The sequence below is a fragment of the Paenibacillus sp. FSL R5-0378 genome, assembly GCF_038009285.1.
GTDB classification, from domain to species: Bacteria; Bacillota; Bacilli; order Paenibacillales; family Paenibacillaceae; genus Paenibacillus_AQ; species Paenibacillus_AQ favisporus.
Genome location: NZ_JBBPAY010000001.1, coordinates 5352173 through 5369731, shown reverse-complemented (window position 1 = coordinate 5369731; position 17559 = coordinate 5352173). Strand labels below are relative to the sequence as shown.

The window sequence follows — 17559 nt, the reverse complement described above, 5'->3', positions numbered from 1 at the left end:
TTAAGTCACGGAATCCTGCTATCATCCGAAATGAGGGGAGGTGCGAATGTGTCAGGGTTTATTCGTCAACCAGACGTCCTTGAAGGTACTGGCGCAGCAATATTCGGTGACCATTTTGAAAAAGATGACACCTACAGACTTCACCGGCCAGACGGGATGCGGGACTGGCTGCTGGTCTATACGCTTAGCGGCGAGGGTTACTTCCTGACACCCGGCGGAAAGAAGAGGTGCGGAGCCGGGCAGCTCGGCCTGCTCCGGTCAGGCGTGCCGCATGAATACGGGACGGTCCGCGGATCATGGTGGAATTTTTTATGGATCCATTATCCCGGACTCCCGGAAAACGCTTATCTGCCCGAAGATGACATCCTGATTGAAACGCTGTCCGAAGAACGCATTAAAGACCGGATCGAGCGGGCGTTTCGCAACGTCCTTCAGGATTCGCGCGACAGATCCGTTTTGTGGAAGCCCTTGTGCGAGAACACGATTCGTGAAGTACTGCTTCTGCTTGCGCAGCGGACGAAGAAACGGTTTGATCCCAGAATCGAACAGACGCTGGGCATCCTCTCCAGCCGGATGAAGGAGGAGATCAGGGTTGATTTGTTGGCCCGGGAGGTGGGGCTGTCCCCTTCACGCCTGGCCCATTTGTTTAAGGCAGAGACGGGCCGCACCATTGTGCAGCATGTCAATCAAATGCGCATCCGTCAAGCAGCTTTGCTGATGAAGCATTCCGGGAGGCTGGCGGTAGAAGCCGCCATAGAGGTCGGTTTCGGTAACTACAACCACTTTGCCGACCAATTTCGCAAATATTACGGAGTTACGCCCCGTGAGTACCGCAATCCGTCCCCTACGATGGACAAGGGCTTTTAACGTTGAAGACCGATGGTTGAATCGGGTAGTAAAAGAGTGGTATATATGAACGAGATAGGCGGCCGCAAGTCGGCGTTCTTGACCCAGCAATGCGGGAGGCGGCATGATGACACACTGCGGAGCGCTACATTTTGTGAAAGGGGAAATGGCTATGAGCAGTTTCGAACGTTTGACCCCGCTGTTCAAAAGGTATATGGAACAGGGAGGACCTGCCGGTTGCGCCTGTTTGGTGATGCGCAGAGGTGAAACGGTCTATGATGAGAAATTCGGATATGCGAATTTGGAAACGAAGCAGCTTATCCAATCGGACACCATCTATCGCATATATTCCATGACGAAAGTCATCACATGCACAGCAGCTCTCCAACTGTATGAACGTGGATTGTACCTGCTTGATGATCCGCTGGAGGAATATTTGCCCGAGTTCAAGAACCCGTCGGTATTTCGTCAAGATGAAAGCGGTAACATGGTGGCCGGCCCAGCAGCGGGTCCGATTCGCATCAGGGATCTCTTTACGATGACGTCCGGTCTCACCTATGGCGGCAGCGGATCGGAAACGGAGCGGTTAACGGGGCCGATTTATCAAAAAGCGCCGACGTCGATGGACGTGCGTGCTTTCACCCGCGCGCTGGCGGAAGTTCCGCTCGCCTTCGATCCCGGAACACGCTGGCAGTACGGCCTGAGCCACGATGTGCTCGGGGCGCTGATTGAAGTGCTGTCCGGACAGACGTTCGAACAATACTTGAAGCGGGAAATATTCGACCCGCTGGGTATGAAAGACACCTCTTTCCGGATTAGTGAAGGCAAGCGGGATCGTCTTGCCGTGATGTACAATCTTGCGGAAGACGGAACGCTAACGCCCAACAACTCGCTCGAAACCCCGTATCAACCGGAATGCCGGTTCGAGAGCGGCGGGGGAGGGCTGTTGTCGACGATCGGTGATTACGCCCGTTTCGCACAGGCTCTCGTTCGTGGCGGGGAACTGGACGGCTACCGGCTGCTGAGTCCAAAGACCGTTCAATTGATGGCGACAAATCATTTAACCCCACAACAGATGAATGATTACAATTGGGGGCATTTAAACGGATATGGTTACGGACTTGGCGTTCGGGTGATGATCGATCCGGCAGCGGGCGGCACAGGCAGCTCGATCGGGGAATGCGGCTGGGCCGGCATGGCCGGTTCCTGGGTTATGATTGACCCGCAGGAAGACTTGACCCTCGTGTATATGCAGCAGATGCTGCCGAGCCGCGAGCCTTATATTGCGAACCGGATCCGCAACGTCGTTTACAGCGCGTTGGATTAAACAACCTAGAGATACGTTTTCGGTCTTTTTAATATTTTTACTGCGGCTTACGTCATCCACTGGACGTAAGCCGTTTCTATTTCCGGGAGATGGCATAGTAGGTACCTTATATTAGTCAAAATGTACTTGTGTATTGGTCAGTTTGGCAGGGGGGCGATCCAGCCCTTTTGCCGCTTGTTGGAGAGCGAATCACCGCCCATAATGGAAACGGGTCCCAATTCTGACAAGGAGCTGATGAAATGATGATGACGATCACTAAACGGTCCAGTAAACCATCGAATGTCCGCAAATGGCTGTTAGGTGCAGCTGTTGGCCTATGGGGCATAATCGCCGGCAGCCATGTATTTGCGGAGCCGTCCGCCCAGAACCCACCGGAGATGCTTTCTTACTCAGACTTGAATGTTCATGCTGGTGAGGTTTTTGAACACGGGACGAATGCGATTTTCTATGCCGGAATTGAAGGAGAACAGGTTGTCGTCCATTCGATCGGCGCCTATGGTCAAATCAAGAAGGAAATCAGCTTTCCCAAACATGAGCTTGAATATATCGCGGAGTTTCATCACACCCAGGATCAGGGGTATATCGCTGGAGGTGGATCACAGATATTAAAGGTAGGAGAAAAAGGGCAAAAGGAGTGGGCTTATACCCTGGAGAAGGCGGACAGTTATATCGTTTCGGTGGATCAACTGAAAAACGGAAAGTATGCGGCTGCAGTGGATACACCTGGAAGCACCTCCAATAGCCATATGCTGCATTGGATCGTATTTTCCGAAGCGGGAAAAGCCTTGCATGAAGGAGATCTGGTAGACGTTGCCTTCGAACGGATTCATTCCGTGCAGCACACGTCGGATGGAGGGTTTCTCGTATCCGGCAGTGAGTACCGGGATGGGGAGAAGGGGCATGTGGTGCTGGCCAAATTCGCTCCATCGGGTCAAGTGAAGTGGAAGCAATCGACCGCGGTGGCAGACGATTCCCAGAACGTTGAAGTTTTGTCGCTCGCCGAAGGACATGACGGCAGTATCGTGGCCGCCGGCTATTATAACCATCCGAACCCGAACGATCCGATCCGGTATTTGACTACAGGTTTTGCGCTGTCGGTGGATCGCAGCGGCACGCTGCAATGGACAACGATACTTGATTCTGCGTTTGACCGCAGCATGGTGAACGATATCCAGCTTGCATCAGACGGCGGATTTATCGCGACGGGGAAGGTGAATGAGGATTGGCACGGGACGGTATCCCGACAAGGGATTTGGGGAATCGGTCCTGACGGGAATGCGACTTGGACGAAAGTGATTAACCGTGCCAGCTACAATGCCGGTGAACTCGTACAGACTTTACAGAATGGGCAGACGCTGCTTATTGGCACTGCGGACGGAGCTTACAAACTAATAAAGCTTGGTGCCGCCGCCCTTCAGAACTAGTGAAATCCGCTGAAGTTTGACGATGTATACGCAAAAAAATGATCAAAACAAAGTGCCCATTCCATGGAGTTATCGACGCCGAATGGGCTTTTTGCTTATGCGGACTCTGTCTGCTTATTAGAGTTGCTCACTTCCCATTTCGAATGTCCGCGGACCGCGGCTTCATTTGTCTTGCGCAGGATCGAAAGTTTTTTCTTTTTTTCGAGTATGCTACACTTACAACAAAGGCACAGAGCGAGCGGCAAATCGCTCCTGTCCACTACAGACGCACTAGCAGCGGCGCAAATTGAATGAGAAGGGAGCTTTTGTTCGATGGAAATATCCGATTTTCTGTTCCCCAAAGACAAAGTGGCTTACATTCATTCTTCTTCCACAATGCAGGAGGCTATGGACAAGCTGGAGCAAAGCCAGTATTCGGCGATCCCCGTCATCGATGAAGAGGGGAAATACGCAGGCACGCTGGCCGAAGGGGATCTATTGTGGAAAATGAAGAATACCCCCGGGCTGAGCTTTCAAAATTTGGATACCGTCAAGGTCCATGAGATTAAGCGCCGGATTAAAAATGAATGCGTTTCAATCCATGCGCATCTGGAAGATATGCTGGAGTTGGCCGCCGACCAAAACTTTGTTCCCGTCGTAGATGAAAACGAGATCTTTATCGGCATTATCCGCCGCAAGGTTATTATAGAGTATTACACGAGTAACATTAGTGATTGATCATTCGGTCAGATCAAGACCGGAACAACGGGTGAATGAATCTTATGAACAAGTTCACTGCCATCCTGAGCAAGTATTACGGACTGGAGCAGGTGGAGGTTCTCCGGCAGAAGGGCGGATGGGCCGCGCTGGCCTATAAGGTGACGGAACCGGAAAGCCGCCGCTCCTACTTTTTGAAGGTATATGAAAAAGACAGATCGTCCACGCCCAAATGGACCGCGCGGATTGATCAATATGTACCCATCACGAGCTGGCTTGAGCAGACTACAGGGCTGCATGGAAAAATACCTGTTCCGATGATGACGACCCATGGCCATTACCGTTGTGAAGATGATTATGGCATCTATCTCCTCTATGACTATATTGATGGTGAGACCATTGGGGACAAACCGCTAACACAGGAACAAATTTGCCAGCTCGCGGCAATTGTAGCCGAGCTGCATAGCTGCGGTAAAGAGCTGCCTGTTCAGTCCGAAAATATCGTGGAAAATTTCGAGCTGCCGTTTGCATTAAGCTTGAAAAATATCCTGATGACTAAGGGTGCCGGTCTTCCAGGCGATGTATATGATCTGCTGGGGCCATACGTTGAAGCGTTAAACCGGATGATCTTCAATGCTGATGAACTATCAGCCGTGCTAAAACAGAGCCACCTTCCGCTTGCGCTGTGTCATACGGATATCCATCCTTGGAATGTAATGCAGTCTCAAAGCCGCCGTCAACTGATGCTAATTGACTGGGAAAGTCTAAAGCTAGCTCCTGTGGAAGCGGACCTGATGTTTGTGGTTGACCAATCCTACTTTAATGAATTTATGCAGATTTACCGGCAATTTCATCCCGATTTCACGCTGAATGGCAGGACACTGACGTTCTACCAAATCAGAAGGAAGCTGGAGGATATATGGGAGTTTATTGAACAGCTGTTATTTGACCGTCAATCACCGTCAGAACGAACATCGACCCTTCAGAGTTTAGAGAAAGAACTGCTGGAAATAAAATGATCCAACGATGACTGAAATTTTCATCTTGGATGTTGATATATTCATACACGAGCTGAAAAGAGGAGGAAGCCAACCGGCTTCCTCCTCTTTCATAAAAGATTAATTGCGCTGCAGCAGCAGGTACCCGCTGATATCGGAAGTCATTTTGCGGAATACGATTTTAAATCCTACATCATGATCCAGTAGACAAGCCAATGCAGTGCTGAGCAGCGCATTGGGTCTTAAGTCTTGCCTGCAGGGAGCGGCGCTGCCAATGACGCGAGCAGCGACGATTCTGCGTGCAGAACTGGGAACCAGCGGGTTTCTGGACCAGCTGATCAGTACAAGGTCCGGCTGCCGGACAGCCTTCACACGACGGGGCATAGCGTCTCACCTCTTTTCTAGTAGTTCGCTATATTCAATGCAGTGGAGATAGAAAACGTACTAGACAGGAACCTCACAAGACACGGGGATCTCTATCGCTTGCTTATATAAGGATAAAAGCTGCAATAGATTGGCATTGCTTTAAGTTTTCAGGGGTAGGTTCATCAGTTCCATACAGCTATTGTTGAGGGGATGCCAACGATCCGGCTATTTTGAATGCTTTGGGTCCATCCTAAAATGGAGGCCGCAGGAATAACGCATTCGACAATTTTCTGGTATAATCAACTCAGTTTCAGAAAATAAGCATTCACGCAGAACAAAGGGGAAATTCACATGCCGAAGATTATGAAGACGTTAACCATTGCCGGCAGCGACTCCAGCGGGGGCGCAGGCATTCAGGCGGATTTGAAAACTTTCGAAGAGTACGGCACTTATGGATTCAGCGCGCTGACCACGATCGTGACTATGGACCCGGACAACGGCTGGCACCATAACGTATATCCGGTGGATTCGGCCTTGGTTGCGGAGCAGCTGAAGACGATCTTTGCCGGTGGACCGGTGGACGCCATGAAGACAGGCATGCTCGGCAGCGTGGACATCGTCCGCGTAGCGGAGCAGGCGATCAAAAGCAACCAGCAGAAAAACGTGGTCATTGACCCGGTCATGGTCTGCAAAGGCGAAGACGAAGTGCTGAATCCCGAAAGCGCAGAGGCGATTCGCGACCTGCTTCTTCCGCTGGCCACGGTGGTTACGCCCAATCTGTTTGAAGCCGGCGTCCTGTCCGGTCTGGGCAAGCTGACCAGCGTCGAGGATATGAAGGAGGCGGCCCGCAAAATTCACGGCCTCGGCGCCCAAAACGTCGTTGTCAAAGGCGGCAAGGCGCTCGGTGGAGACCGTGCGATCGACGTCTTCTTCGACGGCAAGGACTTTACCGTCCTGGAGACGGACAAGATCGAACCGGCCTACAACCACGGTGCCGGCTGTACTTTCGCCGCGGCGATTACGGGCGGACTGGCGAATGGACTATCTGTTGCAGATGCGGTGGCCAAAGCCAAGGATTTTGTGTCGGCGGCCATCCGCAGCGGATACCAGTTCAACGAATACGTGGGGCCGGTCTTCCACGGCGGGTATCGTCTGAACCGGTAATTTCGAAGCCGATGGGCAGCGGCTGCTTTGGAGCAATGAAGAAAAAGGATGCACATTCCCGGAATGTGCATCCTTTTTTATTTTGTTTTTATGACATCAAAAAGAAGGCCGGGCATCCAAAACGGACACCCAGCCTTCGGTATAAATTAATACGCCTGTTCAACCTCAACATCAACGTGAGCCGTGATTTCTTCATCCAAATCCAGCGTCACCTGCTCGCGGTAAGCCCGAATGTTATATTCGCTGTAGAGGTAACGCAGGATGGCTTCAATCATGTTGGACTCGACCAAATACTGGCTCCGTCCCTGTGCCCAAACCTCTGCGGAATATCCCGTTTCCTCGTCCCAGCTCAGCTCCACCTGCACATCCGTCGGACGGATCTGCTTACGCTCGGCGGTATGAAGACAAATCGCGTTCACGATTTCATCCATGGTCAGAATCAACATGATTAATACCGTCCATCATTCGGATTCGGTCGCTTCCGGTTGCGGTACGCTCGGTATCCGGCCCGGATGAGCGAGAAGAGAACGTAAATGGCCAGCAGGTTGATGATCAATCCGAAGAAATCGCCCATGAATCCCATGTTGCTGAACATGCCGCCGAACAGAAGTCCGGCCAATCCGCCGATCATGAGTCCCTTCATAAAGCTGCCGCCGCTGAAGAAGCCGCGTTTTGCCGTTGTGCCGGCTGTACTCGAGGTGTTGTTGGTCGACTTTTTGACGTTGCTGTTCGGCGTCGACTTGCTCGGCGTGTTCGTGTAGGATCTTGTGCCGGATTTAAATCCACCGCCTGCACGTCTGGCGTCCGCGTTATCCGGTACGGTAACGGCGAAGAAGAACGTAAACGCCAAAGCAATCAGCATCCACTTCTGTAAAGATTTTTTCATGGTTTGAAATATACCTCCCTGAGAATGGTGAAAGCATGTCTATCTCATAATACATTACGTACCAAATATCTTAAGGTTTCAAAATTAATTAAATTAATTTTTGCCGATAAAAGATGAATAATGTCAGATCATTCAGTTTACGGTTTGACTAATGCCGGAGGCTCCGAATAATCGCATTCTCTCAATATGCCCAGAACCCAATTGCACCATTCCAAGCCGGCTGCCGCATTAAAGATGCCTTTCTGGATCAGCAGGTGATCGTAAAACTCCCGGGTACCGAATTTCTTATGTTCCTCCGTCACTTTGCCCTGCATCGATTGGAACGATTCCAGCCGGCGGATGAAGTAAGATTTGCGGGTTTCCACGATATCGATGGCGTTATCCCTGTCGGTCATCCACATGCAGAAGGTTTTCATCGATAATTCGTCGCGGGTCACCGGATCGGGAAGCGGTTTGTACATCCATTCCTTGAGCTTGCGGATGCCGCTGTCCGTAATGGAGTATACCTTCTTATCCGGTTTGTCGCATTGTTTCACCCAATGGGAGCTCAGCAGCTCGTTCTCTTCCATCTGCGCCAGCAGCGGATAGATTTGGCTGTGCTTAGCCTGCCAGAACGGCTGAATCTTGAGCATCACATCATATCCTGATCCGGGTTCCCGTGCAAGGAAAGCTAGTAGTCCATAGGAAAGTGTATTCATTAGCATATCTCCTATACGTGAGATGGTCTTTTCAACCAAAGTGTACACTTAAACTGTATGGTTTTCAACCTGAGCTCATGACTGAAAAGCATGGACCGGAACGGAAAAAGAAAATGATGTTCGTCTAACACTGATAAATCGAGTTTAAAGGAGCCGGTTCGGCGCTGGACCGCTGCCCGCTGTTCACAAAATAGAAAAAACACGGATGATGATCATCCGTGTTTTTGCAAATCTAAGCGTATTCTACTTATCGTAACCGTCGACAACCAGCTCGAGATGGCCTGTTTTCGGATCGATGACCATGCCGTGAACGCTGCAGCCCGGCGGAAGAAGCGGGTGATTTTTGATCAGGCCCACGGTTCCTTTTACGCCTTCCTGTACGTTATCGAATCCACGCAGCCAATCGTTCAGATTGATGCCGGAGTTCTCCAGCGTCGACAGCACCTCATCGGAGATGCCGCGCTCCTTCATATGCTCGATCATGACGTCTGCGTTGAGCGCCGCCATGCCGCAGTCCAGATGCCCGACGACGATGACTTCGTCAGCTTTCAGTTCATACAGAGCGACGAGAACGCTCCGCATGACGCTGCCGAACGGATGCGAGATGATCGCACCGGCGTTTTTGATGAGCTTCACGTCGCCGTTGCGGACGTTCATCGCTTTGGGCAGAAGCTCTACGAGGCGCGTATCCATGCAGGTGACGATAACGAGCTTTTTCTCGGGAAACTTGCCGGTAATGTATTTTTCGTACTCTTTACTTTCTACGAATTGCTGGTTAAACTCCAAAATCTGCGAAACGGTTGTCATAATGAATTGCTCCTTCCATAGTTGGGTAATGATGCATGATGTAAGGCGTCAACGCTTATCCACAAGCCTGATGTTTTGACCGTACAGCTGCCCGTCACCGGAAAGCCGGAACGATGGATAGTTTTTTTCGGAGTCAAGGTATAGTTGCTCTTCGAAAAAAACCGCCTGCAGGCGGTGAATAATAAAATGCAGATGATGACTCTGTATTTCCACATCATCGGCTTCTTTGGCGGAAACGATCCAGAGTGCCGGCAGCCCGTTGACGCCGCAGCCGCAGCCTTCGGAATCGTAGGCAAGCCGGATGATGGCTGACTCCGACCCGGCAAGCGACTCGATATGCTTTTTGGCAGTTTCGGTAACTTGGATAACCACGGCGGGTTTCAGGCTCCTTCCCTATGTAAAAAGGATAATAGCGTCTATTAAATATTGATTATACTTTCCAGTAAAAGTATCATCAAGAAGGAAGAAAAAATTCGGCGTGAGGTGAACCTAATTATGGAAAAAGAAGCAAAAGCGACATTGGACTCATTTCTCGGACTGGTCCGCAAAATCAGAAGCTATGACGAAGCCATCGGCTTGATGCACTGGGACTTGCGGACGGGCGCACCTCGTAAAGGAGCAGAGCAGCGTTCCGAGGTGATCGGGATGCTGTCGGCGGAAGATTTCAAACTCCGAATTTCGGATGAAATGGGCTCGTATTTGGAGGCGTTGACCCGACCTGATACATATGAGGGGCTGGACGATATTTCCAGAAGGATCGTTGACGAGTGTAAAAAGGAATATGACGAGAACAAAAGCATCCCGGCGGAAAAGTTTCAGGAATTTATGGTGCTGTCATCCCATTCCCAGACGATTTGGGAGGAAGCGAAGGCGAAGAGCGACTTTGCCATGCTGGAGCCGAACTTGACGAAGCTCGTGGGCATGCTGAAGGAATTCATCGGATATTGGGGCGTCAAAGGAACGCCATATGACACGCTGCTGGACCGTTATGAGCCGGATATGACGGTTGAGAAGCTGGACCAGGTGTTCAGCAAGCTTCGTGACCGGCTGGTGCCGCTCGTGGAGGCGATTGCGGCATCTCCGAACAAACCGGATACGTCGTTCCTGGACCAGCTGTTTGAGCAGGAGCAGCAGGCGAAGATGAGCCGCTTCATTCTGGGCGAAATGGGGTACGATTTCGAAGCCGGGCGCCTCGATGAGAGCGTACACCCGTTTGCGACCGGCTTGAACCCGGGAGATGTGCGGATTACGACCCATTATTTGCAGGACGATGTGACGAGCGCGCTGTTCAGCTCCCTGCATGAAGGCGGCCACGCCCTGTACGAACAAAACGTGAGCAAGGAGCTGGCCGGAACGCCGCTCGCCCAAGGAACGTCCATGGGCATTCACGAATCGCAGTCCCGCCTGTGGGAAAATATGATCGGACGCAGCCGCGCCTTCTGGGAACGCTACTATGCCGATCTGCAGCAGCATTTCCCGCAGCAGCTGAAGGACGTGCAGCTGGATGATTTCTACCGGGCCGTCAACCGCGTGGAGAACTCCCTGATCCGGATCGAATCTGATGAGCTGACGTATAACCTGCACATTATTATCCGCTATGAAATCGAGAAGTTGCTGTTTAATGAAGGGCTTGAGGTCAAGGACCTGCCTAAGGTATGGAACGAGAAGTACGAGCAGTACCTCGGCATTACGCCGCCAAGCGACAGCCTGGGCGTCCTGCAGGACGTGCACTGGTCCGGCGGGGATTTCGGTTACTTCGCCTCCTATTCGCTCGGCAACATGTATGCTGCGCAAATCATGAACACGCTGCGCAAGGAGATGCCAGAGCTGGATCAGCATATTAAGGAAGGCAATCTGGCACCGATCCGCGAATGGCTGACGGAGAAGATTTACCGCTACGGCAAGAGCCGCAAGCCGTCCGAGATTATTTTGCAGGTGACCGGCGAAGAGCTGAACCCGGACTATTTGGCCGATTACCTGGAAACGAAGTATAAGGAAATTTATCAATTGTAATGCAGCGCAGGAACGCTTGACATCAGATCCAACCATCCAAGCGTAAGCACAGAAGCACCCCTGTCACTTCCGTAAAGAAGCCCCGAGGCTGCTTGAGGAAATGGCGGGGGTATTTTTGTGTTCGTCCGTGGCCATGTTTAACCCTTTGCTGGGCGCATGCATAAGATGGCATATGGCTGGAACGCGAAGAAGGATGGAGGACAATGACAATGAGAAAGGGTAAACGTGGATTCGCCCTGGTGCTTGCGGCGGTTCTCCTTTGCGCAGCCGTGCTGTCCGGTTGCTCCGGAAGCAAGGGTGACGTGAAGGTCAAAATCGGCGAAGTGACGCGCTCGGTATTTTACGCTCCGGAATATGTGGCGCTTGGGAAAGGCTTTTTTAAGGAAGAAGGACTGGATGTGGAGCTGCAGACGATTCCCGGCGGTGATAAAACGATGACGGCACTGCTCTCGGGTGCTATCGATGTGGCCCTGGTCGGATCCGAGACCTCGATTTACGTATATCAGCAAGGTTCGGACGATCCCGTGATCAACTTCGGTCAGGTGACGCAGACGGACGGCACGTTCCTCGTCTCAAGGCAGGATGAAGGAGAGCTGGACTGGAATCAGCTGAAAGGGAAAACGTTCCTCGGTCAGCGCAAGGGCGGCATGCCGCAGATGGCCGGCGAGTTTACGCTGAGAAAGCATGGCATCGATCCGCATCAGGATCTGAACCTGATCCAAAACATCGATTTTGCCAATATTGCTTCGGCGTTTTTGTCCGGAACGGGTGAATACGTGCAGCTGTTTGAGCCGCAGGCCTCGATTTTTGAAAAAGAAGGCAAAGGGCATGTCGTCGCCTCATTCGGAGTGGAGAGCGGACATCTGCCCTATACGGTCTTTATGAGCAAGCAGAGCTTTATCAAGAAGAACGGCGAAACGGTTCAGAAATTTACGAACGCCCTCCAGAAAGCCCAAAATTGGGTCCAGCAGCACACTCCCGAGGAGATCGCCGACGTCATTCTTCCTTATTTTAAGGACACCGATAAGGATATCGTTGTCTCGGCGGTCAAACGGTATAAGGATCAGGGAACGTACGCGACAGATCCCGTCGTGGATGAGACGGAGTGGAACAACCTGCTGGACGTCATGAATCAGGCTGGCGAACTGAAAGAGAAGGTGCCTGCCTCCGCCATCGTGGACAACAGTTTTGCCGAAAAGGCCAAATCGTCCGTGAAATAATGGTTATGGAAAGGAGAGATCGTGCGCATGGAGCCGGTAGTCGAACTTAAAAATTTGACGCATGTATACGTTAACGACCGAGAAGCTTCGCTTGCTGTCGAAGGACTGAATCTGACGGTACATCCCGGAGAGTTCATCAGCCTGGTCGGACCGAGCGGATGCGGAAAAACGACGATTCTGTCCATGATCGCCGGGCTCTTGCATCCGACGAACGGCGAGGTGCTTGTCTATGGGCGGAAGGTGGAGGGGCCTTCCCCGGATGTCGGGTATATGCTGCAGCAGGATTATTTGTTCCCTTGGCGCACAATCCTTCAGAACGCGGCCATCGGGCTTGAGGTAACCGGGCGCCTGCAGCGGGAATCGATGGATCACCTGACGCAGCTGCTTGACGAAATGGGACTGGAAGGAACGGGGAGCCTATACCCGCAGCAGCTGTCGGGTGGGATGAGGCAGCGGGTTGCCTTGGTACGGACGCTGTCGACCGATCCCGGACTGCTGCTGCTCGATGAGCCCTTCTCGGCGCTTGACTATCAGACCAAACTGCAGCTTGAAGATTTAATTGCCGGGACGCTGCGGGAAAAGAACAAGACGGCAATTCTGGTCACGCACGATTTATCCGAGGCCGTGGCCGTCAGCGACCGGGTCGTTCTGCTGGGTAAAAATCCCGGCCGAATTCGCCGTACCTTTGAAGTGCCCGGGCACATCCGGGAGACACAGCCTTTCTATGCCAGAAAGGAGGAAGGTTTCAATGAATTGTTTCACGAAATCTGGCGCGAGATGGAGTCGGAGGAAGATTGACATATGGAAGAAGGGAGGCGGCGCGTATGAACAGTGTGCTTAGATCGGATGAAGTGATCCGGAGGGACCGGGGTTCCAGCCTCGATGCTCTGCATCAAGCTTATTTGCGCCGCCAGCGCAAGCTGCGGGCACAGGTCCTGTCCGTTCAGATGGCCATTCTGGTGCTGTTCTTTGCCTTGTGGGAAGTCGCCGGACGTTTGAAATGGATCGACGTGCTGCTGTTCAGCTATCCGAGCAAGGTATTCGCGCAAATTTGGAAGGATGCGGTCAGCGGAGAGCTGTGGGGACATTTGGGCGTGACGGTAGGCGAGACAGTCGTCGGATTTTTGCTGGGAACGATCGTGGGGACGCTGCTTGCTGTCTTAATCTGGTGGTCGCCGTTTCTTTCAAAAGTGCTGGATCCGTATATGGTCGTGTTCAACAGCATGCCGAAGGTGGCGCTTGGTCCGATCTTCATCGTGATGTTCGGGGCAGGCTTTATGGCCATCACCATTACGACGCTGTCGATTACCGTCATTGTGACAACGCTGGTCGTTTATAACGCATTCAAGGAAGTGGACCCGAACCTGGTCAAGGTCGTCCGCACGTTCGGCGGAACCCGGAGGCAGATATTCAACCAGGTCATCCTCCCTGCGTCGTTTCCGACCATCATTTCCACGCTGAAGGTTAATGTGGGCATGGCGTGGGTCGGCGTGATCGTCGGCGAGTTTCTTGTCGCAAAAATAGGTCTCGGTTATTTGATCATTTACGGATTCCAGGTGTTCAACTTTACGCTGGTACTTGCCAGCCTGATGATCATCGCAGTTGTCGCCACGGCTATGTACCAGCTGGTCGTTTATATTGAAAGAAAGCTGCTTGCGCATCGGCAGTAGGGAGCAGCCTGGAAGGGCCGGGACTGCAGGGACGGGAAAGAGAAGATAGGTGCGGATATACTTGCTGTGGCATAGAGCCTTTGCCCTTTCCCGGACCGCAGCCTCACCGGCTTTTGATTAACATTGAATGTATTTCTGAAAATTTCATATCCATGTCACGTTGTGTGAAGCATCAAAATCAAGTACCATGAAATACGTCAACATGTATAGAGAGAGGCGGTTTCATGGGTTTTCGTATTATTAAAACGGCTATTGCGACGCTGATGGCCATTCTGGTCTCGGATGCGTGCGGCGTGACGGGACCGCTGTCGGCGGGGATCCTGGCCGTGCTCGGGGTCGATGTGACGCGAAAAAGGAGCCTGAAGACGGTATCCGCACGTTTTTTCGCCTCGCTGCTTGGACTGTTCTTTGCCTGCATTTTATTTGAACTGCTTGGTTTCCATTACTGGGTGCTCGCGATATATATTCTGATCGCCTTTCCGGCCATCACCCGGGCGAACTTCAAGGAAGGCATCGTTACGAGCTCGGTCGTAGTGTTCCGGGTTTTTGGCAGTGCGGAAGTCAGCACGGATGTCATCGTGACGCAAGTTGAGCTGCTCGTGATCGGGCTTGGCTCGGCCATGCTCGTCAACATGGTGTACATGCCCCCGGCTTCTGAGCAAATGACGTCGATCCGCAGGCGGGTGGATGAGCAGTTTTCAAAAATCTTCAGACAGATCGCACTAACCCTTCGCGACCCTTCCTACGTATGGGACGGGCATGAACTCATCGCCGCGGGAAAAGCGATTCAGAGCGGCAAGGAAGCCGCGAGCCGGGAGATGGAAAACCAGGTGCTGCACCCTGACGAGTCGTGGACCATCTATTTTTATATGAGAAAAGAGCAGCTGGAGTCGATCCAAAATATGCTGCAGCTCATTTCCCACGTCTATCAGAAGCTCCCGCAGGCGGATGACGTGGCCGAGCTGTTCGAACAGCTCAGCCGGGACGTAACGGAGGAAAACTACACGGGACGCACGGAGAAGCTGCTGGTCGCCCTCGAGAAGGAATTTAAGGAAATGGAGCTTCCGGCGACGCGGGAGGAGTTTGAAGTCAGATCGGCCATTTTGCAGCTGATTCGTGAGCTGGGACAATATTTGAAAATCGCGAAAAAAAATAAGACGCCGGCACCGGGCAAGTTGCGAAAACCCTCTGCCGAGTCCTGAAAACGCAAAGAAACCCCTTGGCAGCTGCCAAGGGGTTTTTATACAATGAAAGCCGCATAAAGTAGAGTGACGAAAAGTTTCAGACTAGATTATAAGGGCCGTAAAATGCAGGCCAGCCAAGGTATTTCGGCGCTCGCGTCATAGCATTATTCCTATTCTAGCCGGGCGATCACAATAATATTTCATTCATTTATGCTCGTTTAATCAACAAATGCCTATGTCCTGCATACACTTAAGTGAATGATTGTATGGAGGAGGTTCAAAGATGTCATTAAGCGATAAACATCAATGTAGAGAGATCATCACGAAAGCGATCTGCGGCAAGGGTCGTAAGTTCTCTACCGTAACACATACCGTGACTCCGCCTCATAATCCTACCAGTATTTTGGGGGCATGGATTATAAACCATCAGTACGAAGCGGTTGCCGCAGGCGACGGAATTGAAGTTATTGGTACTTACGATTGCAACATCTGGTATTCCTACGACAAAAACTCCCAAACTGACGTTGCCAAAGAAACGGTATCTTATGTAGAATTCGTACCGCTGTCTTACCTGGATCCGAAACACCGGGCTTCAACCGTCGAAGTCTCTGCGGAGGCCACGCAGGAGCCGAGCTGCGTTGAAGCCAGTGTCTCTTCGGGAGGCGGCAATGTCATCATCCGCGTGGAGCGGGAATTTTCGGTCGAGCTCGTCGCCGAGACCAAGGTGCGTGTTTTGGTGTGCAGCCGCGGCCATGGCGACTACGACGACAAAGAATTCGAGTTCGATGGCGACGATGGGGACTATGAGGATCTCGATCCCGATTCCCTTGATGATGAGCTGTAATTCGTAGAGCAAGGAAAAGAGGTATGATGTACTATATGCCGGGAGAGCGGCGGCGAAGAGGGCGGATGCCCTCCTTTTTTTATTTTATTTTCAGCGGGTGAGGGGGGGATGAGGGTGACAGAGGAGGAAAAAGAAGCCCGGTATGCCGGCTGGCCCGACCGGGTCAAGCATGCCCGTCTGGTCCGTTCCGGCATCAGCTCCCTCCTGCTGCCGGAAGAGGACGCGGCTGCCCGGGAGTCCGCCCGATACCGGCGAAGATACGCCGTTAACGTCACTTGCCTGCAAGCCGTTGACTTGAAGCGCGTCGAGGGAAGCGCAGACGGCTTGCGTGTTCCCGTCGGTTCGGCCCACGCGGGTGAGGCACCGCTCATCGGGCTGTATGCCCGCCTGGAGAAGGCGGCGGTGCGGGCCCTTTATACGCTTGGTCTCGACTCGGGCGAAGTCGTGCTGGCTTCCTCCGGAGAGCGGAAGTTCGGCGTTGAGCGTGTCACGCCTTCCTCCGGAATCAAAGATCCACGCATCAAGGCGCGTTATGACCGGGCGGAGACGGAGCTTGCCCGCCGGCTGCGGCGGGAAGAGGAGGAAGGGATCCGCCTCGTGATGGGCATGGATCCGGAGTTTGTGCTTGTGGATGCGGGCAGCAACGAGATGGTTCCCGCATCCCGGTTTTTGGACCGGGAGGGGGAGGTCGGCTGCGACGCCGTTCACGGCGAGGGCTTTACGACCTTCCCAATCGCCGAGCTTCGCCCGGATCCAAGCGGGGACCCCACCGGTCTGCTGAGGCGCCTGATGTTCACGATGCAGGCCGCCGGCCGGATGATCGGGGACCGGTCGCTCATCTGGCAGGCGGGGGGTATGCCCAGACCCGGTTTGCCGCTGGGCGGGCATCTGCATTTCAGCGGCATTGTGCTTACCCCGGAGCTGCTGCGGGCGCTGGATAACTACTTGACGCTGCCCGTCTCACTGCTCGAAGACGAGAACAGCCGGGCGCGGCGGCCCAAATACGGCTATTTGGGCGACTTTCGCCTCCAGCCGCACGGCGGCTTCGAATACCGCACGCTGCCGAGCTTTCTCGTGTCCCCCCTGCTGGCCAAAGGGGTGGTGTACCTCTCCTATTTGATCGTCAGCCATTACAGAGCGCTGAAGATGCGGCCGCTGGACGCGAGCGAGCGGGTGCACCGGGCGTATTACCGGGGTGACCGCGAGGTGCTGAAGCCAGCTGTTCGGCCGCTGTTCGGTGAGATCCGGCAGCTGCCGGATTACGGCAATTACGCCGGCTCTATCGAACCGCTCCTGGCGCATATCGAGCGGGGAACAACATGGAACGAGAGCAGGGATATCCGGCCGCTGTGGAACATTCCGGTCGAACCTTGATTCCCGCCCACTTACTTTCTGTTATAATAGGGCGTGAGCACA

19 protein-coding genes are annotated in these 17559 nt (G+C 52.8%); 13 read left to right on the top strand and 6 right to left on the bottom strand.

Annotated elements, in window-relative coordinates; genetic code table 11:
* Positions 1-48 precede the first annotated feature (48 nt).
* The 5 genes from MKY74_RS24810 to MKY74_RS24790 all read left to right on the top strand — a co-directional run bounded on the left by MKY74_RS24810 (position 49) and on the right by MKY74_RS24790 (position 5312).
* A complete protein-coding gene (locus MKY74_RS24810) occupies positions 49-867 on the top strand; it encodes a helix-turn-helix domain-containing protein (protein WP_244169285.1) in 819 nt (272 codons plus the stop codon).
* A gap of 151 nt (positions 868-1018) precedes the next feature.
* Positions 1019-2173: a serine hydrolase domain-containing protein gene (locus tag MKY74_RS24805; protein ID WP_076171757.1), complete on the top strand. Its 1155-nt coding sequence runs from the start codon at positions 1019-1021 to the stop codon at positions 2171-2173.
* Positions 2174-2412: 239 nt separating this feature from the next.
* On the top strand, positions 2413-3597 hold the full coding sequence (locus tag MKY74_RS24800) for a hypothetical protein (RefSeq protein WP_076171164.1): 1185 nt from the start codon (positions 2413-2415) through the stop codon (positions 3595-3597).
* A gap of 312 nt (positions 3598-3909) precedes the next feature.
* The gene (locus MKY74_RS24795) at positions 3910-4314 is read left to right on the top strand and encodes a CBS domain-containing protein (RefSeq protein WP_076171166.1); all 405 of its coding nucleotides are present in this window, start codon (positions 3910-3912) and stop codon (positions 4312-4314) included.
* A gap of 44 nt (positions 4315-4358) precedes the next feature.
* Positions 4359-5312: an aminoglycoside phosphotransferase family protein gene (locus MKY74_RS24790; RefSeq protein ID WP_076171169.1), complete on the top strand. Its 954-nt coding sequence runs from the start codon at positions 4359-4361 to the stop codon at positions 5310-5312.
* A 99-nt stretch (positions 5313-5411) separates the two neighbouring features.
* On the opposite strand, the gene MKY74_RS24785 is transcribed toward MKY74_RS24790, so the two are convergent.
* Complete coding sequence (locus MKY74_RS24785; RefSeq protein WP_076171171.1) at positions 5412-5675, bottom strand: hypothetical protein; 264 nt, start codon at positions 5673-5675, stop codon at positions 5412-5414.
* 333 nt (positions 5676-6008) lie between these two features.
* On the opposite strand from MKY74_RS24785, the gene pdxK reads away from it, so the two are divergent.
* Complete coding sequence (gene pdxK / locus MKY74_RS24780; RefSeq protein WP_076171174.1) at positions 6009-6821, top strand: pyridoxine/pyridoxal/pyridoxamine kinase; 813 nt, start codon at positions 6009-6011, stop codon at positions 6819-6821.
* 146 nt (positions 6822-6967) lie between these two features.
* Here the strand turns inward: pdxK and MKY74_RS24775 are convergent, their stop codons facing one another.
* From MKY74_RS24775 to MKY74_RS24755, 5 genes are all read right to left on the bottom strand, one after another.
* Positions 6968-7264 carry a YxcD family protein gene (locus MKY74_RS24775; RefSeq protein ID WP_076171759.1) on the bottom strand — a complete coding sequence of 99 codons (297 nt, stop codon included), beginning with the start codon at positions 7262-7264 and terminating at the stop codon, positions 6968-6970.
* 5 nt (positions 7265-7269) lie between these two features.
* Positions 7270-7707: a hypothetical protein gene (locus MKY74_RS24770; RefSeq protein WP_076171176.1), complete on the bottom strand. Its 438-nt coding sequence runs from the start codon at positions 7705-7707 to the stop codon at positions 7270-7272.
* 137 nt (positions 7708-7844) lie between these two features.
* Positions 7845-8405, bottom strand: coding sequence for a PadR family transcriptional regulator (locus MKY74_RS24765; protein WP_076171178.1), 561 nt, complete (start codon positions 8403-8405; stop codon positions 7845-7847).
* 243 nt (positions 8406-8648) lie between these two features.
* Entirely contained in the window at positions 8649-9212 is a 564-nt protein-coding gene (locus MKY74_RS24760) for a beta-class carbonic anhydrase (RefSeq protein ID WP_076171181.1), read from the bottom strand.
* Between the two features lie 48 nt (positions 9213-9260).
* Positions 9261-9584 carry an iron-sulfur cluster biosynthesis family protein gene (locus tag MKY74_RS24755; protein WP_076171183.1) on the bottom strand — a complete coding sequence of 108 codons (324 nt, stop codon included), beginning with the start codon at positions 9582-9584 and terminating at the stop codon, positions 9261-9263.
* A 123-nt stretch (positions 9585-9707) separates the two neighbouring features.
* Between MKY74_RS24755 and MKY74_RS24750 the strand changes: the two genes are divergently transcribed.
* The 7 genes from MKY74_RS24750 (at position 9708) to MKY74_RS24720 (ending at position 17517) form a co-directional block, all read left to right on the top strand.
* Positions 9708-11225, top strand: coding sequence for a carboxypeptidase M32 (locus MKY74_RS24750; protein ID WP_076171186.1), 1518 nt, complete (start codon positions 9708-9710; stop codon positions 11223-11225).
* Positions 11226-11434: 209 nt separating this feature from the next.
* A complete protein-coding gene (locus MKY74_RS24745) occupies positions 11435-12445 on the top strand; it encodes an ABC transporter substrate-binding protein (protein ID WP_076171188.1) in 1011 nt (336 codons plus the stop codon).
* A gap of 27 nt (positions 12446-12472) precedes the next feature.
* Positions 12473-13243, top strand: a complete 771-nt coding sequence (locus MKY74_RS24740) for an ABC transporter ATP-binding protein (protein ID WP_076171190.1) — start codon at positions 12473-12475, stop codon at positions 13241-13243.
* Between the two features lie 26 nt (positions 13244-13269).
* Entirely contained in the window at positions 13270-14115 is an 846-nt protein-coding gene (locus MKY74_RS24735) for an ABC transporter permease (protein ID WP_084203930.1), read from the top strand.
* A gap of 224 nt (positions 14116-14339) precedes the next feature.
* Positions 14340-15317 (top strand): aromatic acid exporter family protein, encoded by a 978-nt coding sequence (locus tag MKY74_RS24730; protein WP_076171192.1) that lies wholly within the window; start codon positions 14340-14342, stop codon positions 15315-15317.
* Between the two features lie 265 nt (positions 15318-15582).
* Positions 15583-16143, top strand: a complete 561-nt coding sequence (locus MKY74_RS24725; protein ID WP_076171194.1) for an outer spore coat protein CotE — start codon at positions 15583-15585, stop codon at positions 16141-16143.
* A gap of 114 nt (positions 16144-16257) precedes the next feature.
* Positions 16258-17517, top strand: coding sequence for a putative amidoligase domain-containing protein (locus MKY74_RS24720; RefSeq protein ID WP_167372882.1), 1260 nt, complete (start codon positions 16258-16260; stop codon positions 17515-17517).
* Positions 17518-17559: the final 42 nt, after the last annotated feature.

Excerpts from the sequence above, each read along its gene's own strand:
- MKY74_RS24805 (WP_076171757.1), top strand. The coding sequence starts at position 1,019 with ATGAGCAGTTTCGAACGTTTGACCCCGCTGTTCAAAAGGTATATGGAA.
- MKY74_RS24735 (WP_084203930.1), top strand. The coding sequence starts at position 13,270 with ATGAACAGTGTGCTTAGATCGGATGAAGTGATCCGGAGGGACCGGGGT.
- MKY74_RS24795 (WP_076171166.1), top strand. The coding sequence starts at position 3,910 with ATGGAAATATCCGATTTTCTGTTCCCCAAAGACAAAGTGGCTTACATT.
- MKY74_RS24765 (WP_076171178.1), bottom strand. The coding sequence starts at position 8,405 with ATGAATACACTTTCCTATGGACTACTAGCTTTCCTTGCACGGGAACCC.
- MKY74_RS24785 (WP_076171171.1), bottom strand. The coding sequence starts at position 5,675 with ATGCCCCGTCGTGTGAAGGCTGTCCGGCAGCCGGACCTTGTACTGATC.
- MKY74_RS24800 (WP_076171164.1), top strand. The coding sequence starts at position 2,413 with ATGATGATGACGATCACTAAACGGTCCAGTAAACCATCGAATGTCCGC.
- MKY74_RS24750 (WP_076171186.1), top strand. The coding sequence starts at position 9,708 with ATGGAAAAAGAAGCAAAAGCGACATTGGACTCATTTCTCGGACTGGTC.
- MKY74_RS24770 (WP_076171176.1), bottom strand. The coding sequence starts at position 7,707 with ATGAAAAAATCTTTACAGAAGTGGATGCTGATTGCTTTGGCGTTTACG.
- MKY74_RS24790 (WP_076171169.1), top strand. The coding sequence starts at position 4,359 with ATGAACAAGTTCACTGCCATCCTGAGCAAGTATTACGGACTGGAGCAG.
- MKY74_RS24760 (WP_076171181.1), bottom strand. The coding sequence starts at position 9,212 with ATGACAACCGTTTCGCAGATTTTGGAGTTTAACCAGCAATTCGTAGAA.
- MKY74_RS24730 (WP_076171192.1), top strand. The coding sequence starts at position 14,340 with ATGGGTTTTCGTATTATTAAAACGGCTATTGCGACGCTGATGGCCATT.
- MKY74_RS24740 (WP_076171190.1), top strand. The coding sequence starts at position 12,473 with ATGGAGCCGGTAGTCGAACTTAAAAATTTGACGCATGTATACGTTAAC.
- MKY74_RS24725 (WP_076171194.1), top strand. The coding sequence starts at position 15,583 with ATGTCATTAAGCGATAAACATCAATGTAGAGAGATCATCACGAAAGCG.
- pdxK (WP_076171174.1), top strand. The coding sequence starts at position 6,009 with ATGCCGAAGATTATGAAGACGTTAACCATTGCCGGCAGCGACTCCAGC.
- MKY74_RS24745 (WP_076171188.1), top strand. The coding sequence starts at position 11,435 with ATGAGAAAGGGTAAACGTGGATTCGCCCTGGTGCTTGCGGCGGTTCTC.